Below are 13,992 nucleotides of genomic sequence, written 5' to 3'. Positions count from 1 at the left end.
ACCTCAAAACAAAATAGGTTGTTAGCTTCACTCCATTATACGTTTAAAATCCCATATAGCTCTTCCAGTTTTTTAATCTGATAGGTAGGCTTTATTCCGAGATCATTCTGCTTCATCTCAGGATTAAACCAACATGTATCCAATCCAGCTAAATTCCCACCTTTAATATCCGCATTTAATGAGTCACCAATGATCATCCCATGCTCCGAAGAAAAATTAGGGATTCTTGCAAACACGTAATCGAAAAATTCCTTCATCGGTTTTTGATACCCTGCATCCTCTGATACGAAAATATCCTTAAAGATTGGATGTAATCCAGAAGCTCGTAACCGTTTATCCTGAGTTTGAGAAACACCATTTGTTACAATATACAAATCAAAATGTTTATTGAGATGCGATACTAATTCAAAAGCACCCTCAACGAGTTGTTTCCCCTCCTCTAAGTAGCTGCGATAGTTTCTTTCCAATGACAAGCCATCAATTTCAAACCCATACTCCTTCATTAGTAATGAAAAACGGCTATTCACGACCTCATCACGAGAAATTCTACCCTCTTCAAATGACTTCCAAAGTCCTAGATTTATCCTTTTGTATTTTGCTTTTATATCAGGAGTAAAAGGAATGCTATTTTCTTCGAAAAGCTTACTTAATGCTAAATCCTCCGCAGCCCCAAAATCTAATAATGTATCATCGACGTCAAAAAATAATGTTTGGTATTTTTTCAAAAAGATCTCTCCCATTTATTCTATTACCTACTCATTTTATCAGCAAAGAATCCATTATGTTATTAAAAAGTCCTTTTATAAAGATGGCTTTGTTAAACTTGAATGTTGATTTCCGTTCCAGGCGCGAGCGGTTCGCGGGCGTGACGGGGAGCTTACCTCTAGCTAACGCTCCTGTGGGGTCTCCCCTGCCCCGTTTTCCCGCAGGAGTCTTCGCGCCTTCCACTCCAATCAACATGTCTTAATATCAACAATGAGCTTTAACACAGCCATAAAGATAAAGAACTTTCCTCAGACTCTTCGACATCTCCAATCTTCCCTATATAATCGATTAAAAAATAAAGGAGAATCAATGGAATTATTGAACCTGTACAGAGATATTGTCCAAAGTCTTCCCAGTCGGCTCGTCCTACTTCACTACTCACATTGATAATATATCCATCCAATAATATAATCGAATTACAAAACGATCGGGGTGATTGAATTGAGGATTGGACTCATTGGTTTAGGCGATATTGCTAAAAAGGCTTATCTACCCGTACTCTCAGAAAAGGAAGGAATCGAGCTTATCCTTTGTACAAGAAACGCGGATACTCTGAACCGAATATCAAAAAAATATCGAATACCTGAAAAAGCACAGACAGTAGACGAATTGATATCTAAAGGAATAGATGCAGCATTTGTAAGCACCGCCACGGATGCACATTATGAAATTGCAGAAAAACTGATTAAAAGCGGGATTCATACATACATTGACAAACCAATCTCTATGAGCTTTCAAGAAACCGAAAAAATTGTCAATCTTGCTAAAGAGAGCAATAAGATTGCAATGGTTGGCTTTAATAGAAGATTTATACCGCGGGTTAAGGAACTCAAGGAGCAAGGAAAGGCAAACCTAATTATTATGCAAAAAAATCGATTTGCATTTCCTGATTATACTAGGAGATTTGTTGTTGAGGATTTCATACATGTAGTTGATACATTAAGGTTTTTGATGGATACCAACGTAAAGGATGTAAAAGTGGAATATTTAAAAGAAGGCAATATCCTCAACCAGTTAGTGATTCAACTAATCGGAGAAGGATGTATTGCCATCGGAATAATGAATCGAAATGGCGGCGTAACGGAGGAAATGATTGAATATTCGACTGGCCATCATAAATATGTTGTCGATAGTTTGGTTGAAACAACTCACTATCATAACAAAGACACAAATACCATTAAATTTGGTGACTGGGAGCCTACCTTATATAAGCGCGGCTTCTATCAAATCATTAATCACTTTATTGATTGTATCAAAAATAATCAAACTCCCGATCCATCCATTGATGATTCACTAGCCACCCATGAAATATGCGAAAAAATTGTGGAATATATAGGCTAGCACAAGGTGCCCGGCATCAATATCCTCCAAAAACGTTCACTTGTCGTCCATTCTTTTTTAAGATTAGTACTATTATAATATTTGTTATAAATAGGATTACATATTTCTTACTAAATCGATCAGGGGGATGAACCAATTGGCAGGATATTTTAGTTTAGCGATAGCGATCACAGGATTATTTGTAGCATTAATCATTACAAGAAAAGAATATACAGAGTATGGTAAATTGTCCAAAAAGGGAATATACAAATTAGTTTTTATTTTAACGATTGTATTTTTCGCGCTCGTCATTCAAGTATTTTTAACCCCAGAAAGCTGGTTATAATTGTAAAAGGGACAGGTGATGTGCCCTAAAAAGACCGCACAGCCTGTCCCATCGTACTCCTTCACTACTAGATAGTTCTGAAATCAATGACCCCAGTGGTAATTTGATAGATACATACTAGGAACAATACCAGAATAATGGCAGCAGCAATCCATTCGCCCCTTGTAAATAGTTTCCTCTTGTTTTCCCTCTGAACCCAAATATAAACGAAGACCCCACCAGCAAATAAAAGCATGGTAAGCAGGATATAGGCCATGCCAGAAGAATATACGACCCAAATCATGAAAATACTTGAGATAAGTCCCAAAATTATATTTTTCAAGCGACCCTTTGTCCCTGCTTTTTCGGACCAGGAAAGCTTAACCTGATAAAAGGCAATTAATGAATATGGTAATAAAATAGCAGAAGATGAAAGAGAATACATGAAATTATAAGCACTTTCATTAATTAATAATGAAAATAAAAACAGCTGAACCAGTAGATTTGTAACAAGTAAAGCGGTTGTTGGGGCTCCTTTTTCATTTTCCTTTGAAAAGAATTTAGGAAAGTTTTTCGTCTTTGATGCCTGATATGGTACTTCACCAGCATACATGGTTGTCGCAAGCCAGCATCCAACAATCGAAACCATAACACCGAGATTTATAATAATCGCACCTGGTCTTCCAATGATACTTTCCAAAACATAGGCCATTGATGGTTTGGATAAATTAGTAAGTTCCTCTTGTGTCATAACACCAAATGATAGAATAGTAACTAATGCATAAATGAAAAGCACGGATAAAAATGCGAGCAAGGTAGCCCTCCCGACATCCTTGGCCCTCTTTGCCCTAGCAGAATAGATGATTGCACCTTCTACACCAATAAATACCCATACCGTTGTGAGCATCGTATTTTTAACCTGATCCACTACAGATTGAAGTTCAAATCCACCAGACTTAGTTCCCCAATAATTCAATGAAAAAATATCAAATTTAAATACAAAAATAACACATATGATAAAAAGAATAATTGGTGTTATTTTTGCAACCGTTACAATAAAGTTAACTAAGGAGGCACTATGGGCACCTCGCACTGTCACATAATGAATTGTCCATAAAACTATGGATGCACCTATGACAGAATATAGGTTTTGCCCATTGCCAAACAGGTCAAAAAAGTAACCTAATGCACTAAAGGTTAATGTTCCAAAGGCAACGTTGCCTAAAAAAGCAGAAACCCAATAACCCCAAGCAGAGTTGAAGCCCATATAGTCTCCAAATCCAGCCTTTGCATAGCTATAAATACCGGCATCTAAATCTGGCCTTTTTTCACTTAAGTTTTTAAAAGAGAATGCTAGTGAACCCATTCCTAACCCTGTGACAATCCATCCGATGACAATGGAACCAGGAGAGGCAAAAGAAGCCATATCCGAAATGAGGTTGAAAATACCAGCACCAATCATAGAACTAATAACTAAAGCAGTTAAAGCAACAAGATTCAATTTCTTCTCTTCAGGCATTTGAATCCCTCCAAATAATTAAAGGCTAAAGAATAAAAGAGCATGAGAAAGAAAGTCCCATGCTCTTCTCAATGGGTGAGAAAACTATTAAAATCTTAGAGATAAACAGCTTAATCCACCATCAATTTTTCTAAATTCAGATGTGTCTACTACCAATACCTTATAGCCTAAATCTTCAATAGCCTTTTGGGCATTTGGATAACCTTCCGGTACTAGTACATAATCGTTTACCCAAATGCAATTGGCCCCATATGCCTCATCAGGAGAAATTTCAATCTTGTTGAATTTTTCAAACTCAGGGGAGGTGTTAAACTCGCCAGCCACTAGCAGGTTATTATTTTCTAGATAAGCTAATCCTGTTTTTAAGTGTAAAACTTCTTTTAAAGGAACAATGGAACCGGTAAATCCATACTTTTCGAGAATACTAATCATTTGCTCCGCACCATTTCGATTCGTACGTGCAGATTCTCCAATATAGAAATGGTCTCCAACCATCATAATATCTCCAGCCTCGATGGTTCCGGGTTCTTTTATGTACTCAATATGATCATAGAATTTCTTTAATGCATCCTGCATATCTTGCAGTAAAGCCTCTCCTCTTCTCGTCTCTGCACCAGGACGTGTAATAATCGCACATTTTTTCGTACATAATGCCACATCTTCTACAAAACATGAATCAGGAAAATCATCATTTGGTTCCAATACGGTAACATTTACGCCGGCTTTCGTAAGAGCGCTTACATAGTCTTCATGCTGTTTTAGAGCCAGATTATAATTAGGTTTTCCTAAATCCGCACTGCTGATTCCATCCACAACTGACTTCGAAGGTACTCTGACAATCACATTAGTAAACATGAATTATTCCTTCTTCCTATTTTTTTATTAGCATTTTTCTATTTGCTACAAGGCTATTATACTACTATAATATTTTTTAATTGTGGAATAATTGTGAATAATTAACACTTTTGGCTGGACATGGAGGAGTGAGAAATCTATTGAGGATTTAAATATTTTCCTATGTTTATTTCTATTACACATGATTGCCCAATTACATAATCACTTTCAGCTTTACAAGTGTCTTTTCCTTACAGAATACGGACCCAAATCCGCATTCTCCAACAAAAAAATATTACAATCAAATTTACTTTTGAAATTATACTTACTAGTATATATAATTAAACCAACATACATGTAAAGTTCCCCTTTACTATTTGAATAATAATATCAGACCGTATTTTGATATTTGGATTAAAAACAATATTAAAAATAGGAATCTGTTAAGTTCACTTACAAATTACTGTTATTGGAGGCTAATTAATGGAAGTTCAACAAGCGAAACCCTCACAACACACTTGGGCAATTACGTTATTTGCCATTGGCATTTTTATGGCACAGCTGGATAACGGTATTATTAGTGCAGCCCTATCGACTATCAATCGTTCATTTGATGTAGACGCTAACTGGGGAGCATGGGGAATTACAATTTACACACTCGGTTTAGCAATCAGCTTGCCCATTGTCGGAAAATTATCTGACCGCTATGGAAGGAAAAAACTATTTATCGTTGAAATTGCTTTATTTGGTATCGGTTCATTCCTCGTTGCACTCAGCCCTAACTTTGCCTTCTACATTATCTCTCGTTTCATCCAATCGTTAGGTGGTGGTGGTATTTTCATTATCGGCAGTTCACATGTGTTAACAGTGGTTGAACCATCGAAACAAGGGAAATACTTAGGTTTACTTGGTGGTATGAACGGGGTTGCCGCCGTCCTTGGACCAAATATCGGTAGTTTCATACTTGATCTTACAGGGAGTTGGCATGTGCTTTTTTTAATCAATGTACCAATTGCCATCGCCTTGGTCATCTTTGGATTCATAAAATTAGAAAACTCCAAAGATCCGAAACCAGGTCGTCTAGATTTAGTTGGAACCATCATTTTATCATTTTCCATTCTAGCGATTATGTACGGTTTAACCAATATTGACGTAGACATTTTAAAAAGCCTGCAACAACCAAATGTATGGGGCTTCATGATAGCAGGAATCATTTTATTTGCTGGATTACTTACCCATGAAGGCAAACTAGAAAGAAATCCGAACGGTGACCCTATTTTATCAGTGAAATTGCTTAAACAGCCTCGTTACTTGATGGTCCTATTAATCGGTGCTTTATCAGGTGGACTACTTGCTTCAATGATTTATATACCAAGCTTCACAGAACAAGTACTTGGTATTACAGCTGAAAATTCAGGTTACTGGATGACCCCACTTGCTTTAACTGCTGGTATTGGGGCAGGACTTGGCGGTGCCTTTGTTGATAGAAAAGGTCCGATTTTTGCCGTTGTTCTTTCAGGGGTTATTGGTGCAATTGGATTCATGTTATTCCCATTATGGCTAGATGGCAAAATGGAATTTATCGTTGCGAGTTCCATTGCTGGTGTTGGGATTGGAATCATCTTAGGCGCGCCGTTGAACATTTTATCAACGGAAGGCCTAACTAGTGATAAAGGTTCTGCAGTCGCTTCCCTTTCTTTAGCCCGTCAAATAGGGATGACGATTGCACCGACCATTTATGCGGGATTCCTCGCACGTGCGTATAACAATATGGATTCTTTATTCGCCAATGACTTCCAAGACATTTTGCAAAAAAATATTGAAAAAGCAGATTTGTCCACGGAAGCAATGCAAGAGCTTGGAAGAATCGGGCAACAAATGGCTGGTGCGAGTAAAATGAGCGAATCACAAATCAATAAAATAGTTGGTTCCATTCAAGACCCTGGATTAAAAGATGTGATTTATGACAGCGTGAATCAATTAACTCATATTGCGGCACAAAACGGCTTTGATGGTCTTTACTGGACCGCAGCTATTATAGGTCTTGCTATTGTTTTGTTAGCATTCGTTTTATCCCCGCTACGTAAAAATTTCGCTAAATAGAAGCGTGGGGACCAGCATAATTGGTCTCAAAAATAATCGGGACATGGTGCCTTGCCCATGTCCCGATTATTATAAATAGCACAAAATTGACTTTTCAATCCAATACGAAAATATCGTGTTGGGACTACTACTCTCATACTTTTTCATTTTTAAATACAGGTCGATTCCTTCAGAAACATCATGCCATAGATCTGTAAACACATGATCAAAATTGCCCTCTGGGATATGTTTTTTCGCATATTCCAAAGCATCAGATTTGATCACCTTAATCTTTCCGGCATTCTTAAATTGAGGCAATACATATTTATTAAATAGATTAATTACATCTTCATTAATTTCAACAACAGAAATGCTTTCAAACATCATTCTTAATAGATTCTGATATATATAATCATAATATGATATTTTTTCACATGTATAAAAAAATAATTGATTGACTCTCCGCACCCACCAGTTTCGATTTTAGCAGTTCTACTTAATAAGGAGTTGGAGAAAGTTAAGGAGCAAAATTATGTACCATATCCATGATAAATCTTAGTTCACCAATTAGAAGTAGAACCAATAAAGATGATAATATTAAGACCGTCTTTTTATTCTGTCTATTAATGACTATCATAAAGATCATTACAACAGAAACTACAAAAAATAGAATTGCGAACATAAAAATATCCCTCCTTAATTATTAATTGACCAGGCCTCACTAATCCCCCTAACCATTTCAACCCCACACTCTTATCGGTTTATTAAAAGGTAAATAAATTCAGGATTAAAATGCATTCCATAAAAATATGAAAATAAATATGCAACCCCATGCATTTCCTGTGAGCTCTTTAACCATCAGCATGCCGTATATGATAATAATCACGGTAATCATTTCTATAAAGCCCTCTGGAGTGACACCAATTATGCCATGAATGAAAAGACACATTATCGTACAAGTTATCGCTCCCCAATTGAGCCATTTATTTTTAGAAGGATAGCGCTGATTAAGTTTATCGCTAATAACTACATAGTTAAAACCCTCAAAGATTCCCCAAGCTGTTGCAACAATCAACATTCCAGCCATGTTTACAGGAAAGTGGCTTAAAAGCAATTCTTCTGTCAACCACACTGCCTGAAAGGGTAAATAATCTGTTGCCTGCTTGGTTACAATCAAAAAAAGAATATACGGAATAAAGCACAATACACTTAAGACAATGGATGGCAATGCACCTTTTAATCTTAGTCCATGAGATTGAAAGCTTTCTTTTCTATTCATTAATACAATGGAAATCCCTAAACCTGCAAGACCAAATTGGAAAAATGCAAGTATCAATATTCTTAATAGAAGATGAATATTAGTGTTCTTGCTTACGGTGTAAATTTGGTTTTGAAAAACGAAATAAATTCCTAGAACCAATGAAGTGGCTAATACAATAATCCATAGATCAGTGTCTAATCTCTTCTGTTCTGCAGTTAAATTTTCCTTTCTCTTTCTCATATACACCACCCCTTCCAAAAATAGAACCACTAATCCTTTACTGATTATGAAGGTACTATATTCTCTGATGTAATAAGTAGAAATATTCTGACTTTTATTTATAAAGAAAAAGGGGCAGTCTCCTCGCTAATTAATCTACTGAGCTGCCCCGAATTTCCTTCATTTTATTAAGATTATAGGTCCGGATTAAAGACACCTTTTGATTTACTTGCTATTTTTGTAATGATATCATCTCTTAATTGTTTTGCTTTTGTAAAACCATCTTTTGCTGTGTCATTACTGTATTTATTTATATAATTAATTCCTTTTTGTTTGTTAGTCTTGTAAAGCTCTGTAGCCTTTTTCTCAACTGAACTTTGTTTTGCAAATAACTGATCCTGGTATTTTTCCCAATAGTTTTTCGTTCCTACTCCAAGACTATCTGGATTTGTTGCAGCTAAAGCAGCTGGTGCACGGAAAGCCCAGTAAGCTGATTGATCGCTATATTGATCATTGCCAAGTCTATAAGCAGTTGGTGTTTCATATATTCCTTGATAGAATGGTAAATATACACTATATTCAGGGTTTGCTAGACTGAGCCACATTACATTGGCGATATCAGCAGGCATATTAGCCCTTAATTGAATAACATGTGATTCCACTGTACGATCTACTCCGACAGCACGTTCATCTTTACCTGTATCTGTTGAAGGATCATATGGAGTTCCCTCATAATGAGAGCCTAAGAATTTCATCACTTGTTTTGGAGTGATTTTTTTATCTGGAATCATAAATAATGGGTAACGTGTTAAGTCAGCATCTTGGCTAACTGATGGAGTAAATGTCCTTTGTCCCCACCATTCTCTGCGTGTATTGTATTTTTGACCTAAATCACCGTATGCTCCTGCGAAATCGAAGCTTTGTTTATAGTCTTTGTCATCGGCTTGTAGTAAGCCATTAGCAATCGCATGTGAAACTAATGTTACAGAACCCATGAAATTTTTCGTGTCAGAAAGATTTACATTATCAATTCTTAATCCATTTGCAACAATTAAGTAAGCATCATCGGGTACTCTTTCTGCTACCCATTGATGTCCAGTCCCAACCTCAAAATACCAAATTTCGTTTTTATCTGCGATGGCTAGTCCATTTCCTTCAGCAGAACCATACTTTTCAATGTAGCTACCTAGTAATCTGGCACCTTCACGGGCAGTTTTAACACGTGGTAATATTAATGTTGGAATAACAGCTTCGGTAACACCTTTTTCCACAAATGGATCGGAGCTTTCTGCTTTTTCATTTGCATCAGCACTATTTGTAGCTGAAACAGTTACTCCATATTCATTAATTCCTACTTCTTCAAATAGCCCCTCTGAAGGATCCCAGTCTGGTACTGCCATATATTTATAGGATACCTTTGGTTGAGCTACAGTTAATCCATTGACAAATTTAATTTTTTCCCCTGTTTTATGTATTTTACGAGGGAATACCTTTACATATTTCGACCATGCACTAGATACGTCCTCATTACGTGCTACTAGGACTGAACCATCTGCAGTTGCTTTTTTTCCTGCAAAAACCGATGTACAAGCGCTTGCAGGAAAGGCAAATCCTCCTACTATCAAGGTAGTAATGGCTCCTGCTACAAATGCCTTCTTAAAACGATGTAACTTCATTTGCCTTCCTCCTCTAGCTTTTCTGAATTCAACGCTATTCTAACATAGTAGATTAATATTGGAAGGGTTTTCATATATTGTTCATATATGAATATTTATGCTAAATTTTCCTTTATTAGAGGAAAGCACGGAAGCATATAAGAAGGCGGTTCACTGCTTTTTAAGCAGCAGAACCGCCCCCATATCTTTATAGCTTAATATTATTTCATAATATTATATTAAAATACTATTAAGCCTCGCTTGCATTACTATCCGATTTCGAATCGGAACAATCAAAACATTGCAGGCCTTCCTGCGGATCAATCCTTCCATTCAAAAACCCATCCAAACAATACACCTTTTTTCCACATTTACAACAAACCCCAACTTCCTCCACCATCTCTCATAACCCCCCTATTTTGGACGCATGGGGACGGTTCTTTTGCTTCCGAAGCAAAAGAACCGTCCCCGTGCTTCACTTCCATACTCTCTTCAGATTTAACAATTCCTGGGTATATCCCCAAACGGAAATAGGTGACATTAATAATTGATATGTCAAAACATAAGCAAAGAACCCTGAAAGATTTTTTCTGATTTTTAGGCCTAAGGATTGGAAAACCTTTCGCTGAAAATGATACATAGTGTAATTAGTTATTAAAGCCAAGGGTAAAACAAAGAGAAACGAAGCTCCAACTATGAAATAATAACCAAACAGTGCCATTATTAATCCAGGAATCCAAACAAAAGTATAGATAAAATCCAAGTATGGAAAAAAGAGATTAGTACCAGTTAAAAGTGTGTAAAAACTGTTGGTTGTCTAGTTGTATGAACAACTAATGATTCAACTCCCCCAAGACTAACAGCATTTAGGGCTAGTATTAACGAGGAAACAAACCTTTGTGTCGCTGAATAATCCCCATTTACGAAAAATACTAAAGTATCCTTACTTAAATAGTTGGTTTTTCCTCGTAAGACCATTTACTTACTCCCCTCTAATTAGAAAATTTTTAATATTTCCATATCCAAATTAATAGTCAATTTGATACTTTTTTTGTTATATCCTGCAAATGATAAATGACTTTTTTTATTCATATGTGACAAGGGTGACAGGCATGCTCGCCTGTCACCCTTGTTTTATCTCAAAATAGAAGCTGCCATTCGTGAATAGGTATGACGTCTTCCACGAATAGCGATTGAGTAGGCTAATATATTTTCAGGAATCGCCATTCCGTAAACCCCTGCATCCCCAATATGATGGATATCAACACCAGCCATCTTATTCTGAAGGGCAATTTGCCTTATCGTTGCCTCATCCGCTCCCTCTTGGCTCGTACCAATTGTTGACATTACAAGGGCTCCCAGGCTTTGAGCAGTTGCTGTTAGCTTTGCAGCCATTTCAATCGTAACCCCCGGAACGGTTCCCACTCCAGGAAGTAAAATAACATCCGTACCGGCCTCTACAAAATCCTTTACAATCTCTTCCGAAACAATATTTCCACCGGCTTCCCCTTTAACACCTGCACCATGCATTTTTCCCGCTATAATCATTACATCATCGCCTAAGATTTCCTTTGCTATTTTAATAGAGGCGATAATCTCTTTATTTGTTACACCCGTTTTCGGATTTCCTGTTAAACAAACAAAATCTACTCCTAATTCTTTTGCCTTCTTCAGTGATGCAGCACTAGCCATTCTCCCTTTTGGCAAAGCTGCTAACGTTTCTGCTTGCTCTGCATTTTCATCAACCGGTTCAAGATTAATACCTACAGGTCTACCAATTAAATCTTTTAATCTATCAATTAAATCATTAGGACTAGCATCCTCTAGTCCTTCTATGTAAGGGTGGTTCACATCAAAAAAATTAAGCAACACCATATCTGCACCAAAGGCCGAAACATATTCTGCATTGGTCAATCCGGGATATAACGGAGTAGCCGTACAAATAATCTCAGCCATCATTGTTCTTCCTTCTGAAGCCTCAATCGCTATTTTTAATTCAGAACCATTCATTTTTTTGAAATCTGAAGCTGTACAATTAAGAAATCTTTTCATGTAATATCCTGCTCCTTTATTGTAAAAATAGATCTGCCATTTCCTAATAATACCATTATAGAAATCAAATTTATAGCAACTTGTCCTAAAATTAGGAATAAATAAACCATTCCTATATCCTTATACAATAAAAACCCCTTTAGATTATGAAATCCAAAGGGGCCCACTTATAAGGTATTACTTATTCACGTTCATATTATTTTGTTAGATGTAAAATAACTCTTTTGCTTTATGACTGGATTCAAATCATTTGATTTTGATGTAACTTTGCTAAAATTCCGCCCTTTTCAACCAACTTATCATACTTGCCACTTTCTTCAATGCCATTTTTCGTTACAACATACACCTGGTCAGCATTTCGAATGGTTGCAAGACGATGAGCGATCACAATCGTTGTGCGGTTTTCAGAAAGTTCTTCTAGTGATTGTTGAATGATTTTTTCTGTTTCCGTATCGAGTGCGGAGGTTGCCTCATCTAGGATTAGGATTGGTGGATTTTTAAGGAACATACGCGCTATCGCCAGGCGTTGTTTTTGACCGCCCGATAATTTCACACCACGTTCTCCAATTTCGGTTTCAAACCCTTGTGGCAAGCCTTCAATTAAATCGAGTAAGTGTGCTTTACGTGCAGCCTCCACGATCTCCTCCATTGAAGCGTCCAATTTACCGTAAGCAATATTTTCGCGTATTGTCCCAGTAAATAAGAATACATCTTGTTGCACAATGCCAATATTTTCACGCAATGAACGCTGTGTCATATTTCGAATATCGAGACCATCAATGGTAATACTGCCACCTGTCACATCATAAAAGCGCGGAATGAGCGAGCAAAGCGTTGTTTTACCTGCTCCTGAAGGTCCAACAAGGGCAACTGTTTGCCCCGCTTGAATCTTTAAATTAATATTTTCTAAGATAGGATGTATGCCATCATAGCTAAAGTCAACTTCATGGAATGTTATATCCCCTGACAATTGCTTAACAGCGATTGATTCTGGTTTATCCTTCACATCTGGATCCTTATTCAACATATCCTGGAAACGTTTAAATCCTGCCATTCCCCTTGGATACATTTCTAATAAAGCGCTAATTTTATCAATTGGTTTAATCAAAACATTTGTAAATAATACGAAACTTACGAGTTCACCATAGGTTAACGTTCCATTAAAGCTAAACCATGCCCCAACAATTAAAACGATTAACGTTAAGAGGCGCGTTAAAAAGTAAATGCCAGAATGAGTAGCAGCCATCACCCGATAAGCAAATAATTTCGCATCCTTGAAAATACTGTTTTGCTTTTTAAATCGCTCCATTTCATACGCTTCGTTCGTAAACGATTTGACGACACGAATCCCCGATATGCTGTCCTCCACACGGCCATTAACATCGGCAATTTTGCTGTACATTGTGGCCCAACCTTTTTTCATTAACTTGTTGCTTAAGGAAATTACAATAATTAATATTGGTACCATTATCAAGACAACAATTGCTAGCTGACTATTAATATTAAACATCAATAGAAATGCGCCAATAAATGTCATAATAGCAATAAAGAAATCCTCTGGTCCATGGTGAGCAAATTCCCCAATATCGAATAAGTCGTTTGTAATACGGCTCATAATATTCCCCGTTTTCACATTATCAAAGAAGCGAAATGATTGCTTTTGCATATGATTAAATAGCTTTTGGCGCATATCCGTTTCAATATTAATCCCAAGCTTATGCCCTAAATAATTAACGATATAATTTAATACGGTGCTTAGTAAATAAACAAGAAATAACAGGAAGCCAACTTTTGTGATTTCTCCCCATTCCCCTGTGGGTAGCAGACTATCGATAAACCATTGTACCGCTACAGGGAATGCTAGCTCTAAAATAGCTACAACTATAGCACTGAAGAAATCGATATAAAATAATCTTTGATGTGGTTTGTAGTATGAGAAAAATTGTTTTAGCATTTAGAT

The 13,992-nt window shown here is 36.7% G+C and carries 13 protein-coding genes; 3 read left to right on the top strand and 10 right to left on the bottom strand.

What is annotated here, in order from left to right; translation table 11 throughout:
- Nucleotides 1-35: 35 nt before the first annotated feature.
- Nucleotides 36-725, bottom strand: coding sequence for a YjjG family noncanonical pyrimidine nucleotidase (locus BQ6100_RS03440; protein ID WP_075980383.1), 690 nt, complete (start codon nt 723-725; stop codon nt 36-38).
- A 481-nt stretch (nt 726-1,206) separates the two neighbouring features.
- Here BQ6100_RS03440 and BQ6100_RS03435 point away from each other — a divergent pair, with 481 nt between their 5' ends.
- Both BQ6100_RS03435 and BQ6100_RS03430 read left to right on the top strand, forming a co-directional pair.
- A complete protein-coding gene (locus BQ6100_RS03435) occupies nt 1,207-2,106 on the top strand; it encodes a Gfo/Idh/MocA family protein (RefSeq protein WP_075980382.1) in 900 nt (299 codons plus the stop codon).
- Nucleotides 2,107-2,242: 136 nt separating this feature from the next.
- Nucleotides 2,243-2,431, top strand: coding sequence for a hypothetical protein (locus tag BQ6100_RS03430; RefSeq protein WP_075980381.1), 189 nt, complete (start codon nt 2,243-2,245; stop codon nt 2,429-2,431).
- Nucleotides 2,432-2,498: 67 nt separating this feature from the next.
- Here BQ6100_RS03430 and arcD read toward each other — a convergent pair whose 3' ends face one another.
- Together arcD and BQ6100_RS03420 are read right to left on the bottom strand one after the other, a co-directional pair.
- Complete coding sequence (gene arcD, locus BQ6100_RS03425) at nt 2,499-3,929, bottom strand: arginine-ornithine antiporter (RefSeq protein WP_075980380.1); 1,431 nt, start codon at nt 3,927-3,929, stop codon at nt 2,499-2,501.
- An 87-nt stretch (nt 3,930-4,016) separates the two neighbouring features.
- On the bottom strand, nt 4,017-4,784 hold the full coding sequence (locus BQ6100_RS03420) for a dimethylarginine dimethylaminohydrolase family protein (protein WP_075980379.1): 768 nt from the start codon (nt 4,782-4,784) through the stop codon (nt 4,017-4,019).
- 462 nt (nt 4,785-5,246) lie between these two features.
- Here BQ6100_RS03420 and BQ6100_RS03415 point away from each other — a divergent pair, with 462 nt between their 5' ends.
- A complete protein-coding gene (locus tag BQ6100_RS03415) occupies nt 5,247-6,866 on the top strand; it encodes an MFS transporter (RefSeq protein WP_075980378.1) in 1,620 nt (539 codons plus the stop codon).
- A gap of 69 nt (nt 6,867-6,935) precedes the next feature.
- On the opposite strand, the gene BQ6100_RS03410 is transcribed toward BQ6100_RS03415, so the two are convergent.
- The 7 genes from BQ6100_RS03410 to BQ6100_RS03385 all read right to left on the bottom strand — a co-directional run bounded on the left by BQ6100_RS03410 (nt 6,936) and on the right by BQ6100_RS03385 (nt 13,986).
- Nucleotides 6,936-7,229, bottom strand: a complete 294-nt coding sequence (locus BQ6100_RS03410) for a spermine/spermidine synthase domain-containing protein (protein WP_222705718.1) — start codon at nt 7,227-7,229, stop codon at nt 6,936-6,938.
- A 133-nt stretch (nt 7,230-7,362) separates the two neighbouring features.
- Complete coding sequence (locus BQ6100_RS21165; protein WP_159433123.1) at nt 7,363-7,527, bottom strand: hypothetical protein; 165 nt, start codon at nt 7,525-7,527, stop codon at nt 7,363-7,365.
- A 105-nt stretch (nt 7,528-7,632) separates the two neighbouring features.
- Nucleotides 7,633-8,346 carry a hypothetical protein gene (locus tag BQ6100_RS03405; protein ID WP_075980376.1) on the bottom strand — a complete coding sequence of 238 codons (714 nt, stop codon included), beginning with the start codon at nt 8,344-8,346 and terminating at the stop codon, nt 7,633-7,635.
- A gap of 173 nt (nt 8,347-8,519) precedes the next feature.
- A complete protein-coding gene (locus BQ6100_RS03400; protein WP_075980375.1) occupies nt 8,520-10,001 on the bottom strand; it encodes a C69 family dipeptidase in 1,482 nt (493 codons plus the stop codon).
- 768 nt (nt 10,002-10,769) lie between these two features.
- Complete coding sequence (locus tag BQ6100_RS21160) at nt 10,770-10,958, bottom strand: hypothetical protein (protein ID WP_075980374.1); 189 nt, start codon at nt 10,956-10,958, stop codon at nt 10,770-10,772.
- A 156-nt stretch (nt 10,959-11,114) separates the two neighbouring features.
- Entirely contained in the window at nt 11,115-12,032 is a 918-nt protein-coding gene (locus BQ6100_RS03390; protein ID WP_075980373.1) for a DUF7916 family protein, read from the bottom strand.
- A 241-nt stretch (nt 12,033-12,273) separates the two neighbouring features.
- A complete protein-coding gene (locus BQ6100_RS03385) occupies nt 12,274-13,986 on the bottom strand; it encodes an ABC transporter ATP-binding protein (RefSeq protein ID WP_075980372.1) in 1,713 nt (570 codons plus the stop codon).
- Nucleotides 13,987-13,992 lie beyond the last annotated feature (6 nt).

Origin of the sequence: Bacillus massilinigeriensis (assembly GCF_900117315.1) — a bacterium.
GTDB lineage: Bacteria > Bacillota > Bacilli > Bacillales > Cytobacillaceae > Bacillus_BE > Bacillus_BE massilionigeriensis.
Note: the sequence above shows the minus strand (reverse complement) of the source record. Positions and strands in the feature narration are given on the sequence as shown.

Coding starts and splice junctions, on each gene's coding strand:
- arcD (WP_075980380.1), bottom strand. CDS start 3,929: ATGCCTGAAGAGAAGAAATTGAATCTTGTTGCTTTAACTGCTTTAGTT.
- BQ6100_RS03420 (WP_075980379.1), bottom strand. CDS start 4,784: ATGTTTACTAATGTGATTGTCAGAGTACCTTCGAAGTCAGTTGTGGAT.
- BQ6100_RS03415 (WP_075980378.1), top strand. CDS start 5,247: ATGGAAGTTCAACAAGCGAAACCCTCACAACACACTTGGGCAATTACG.
- BQ6100_RS03410 (WP_222705718.1), bottom strand. CDS start 7,229: ATGTTTGAAAGCATTTCTGTTGTTGAAATTAATGAAGATGTAATTAAT.
- BQ6100_RS21165 (WP_159433123.1), bottom strand. CDS start 7,527: ATGTTCGCAATTCTATTTTTTGTAGTTTCTGTTGTAATGATCTTTATG.
- BQ6100_RS03405 (WP_075980376.1), bottom strand. CDS start 8,346: ATGAGAAAGAGAAAGGAAAATTTAACTGCAGAACAGAAGAGATTAGAC.
- BQ6100_RS03400 (WP_075980375.1), bottom strand. CDS start 10,001: ATGAAGTTACATCGTTTTAAGAAGGCATTTGTAGCAGGAGCCATTACT.
- BQ6100_RS21160 (WP_075980374.1), bottom strand. CDS start 10,958: ATGGTCTTACGAGGAAAAACCAACTATTTAAGTAAGGATACTTTAGTA.
- BQ6100_RS03390 (WP_075980373.1), bottom strand. CDS start 12,032: ATGAAAAGATTTCTTAATTGTACAGCTTCAGATTTCAAAAAAATGAAT.
- BQ6100_RS03385 (WP_075980372.1), bottom strand. CDS start 13,986: ATGCTAAAACAATTTTTCTCATACTACAAACCACATCAAAGATTATTT.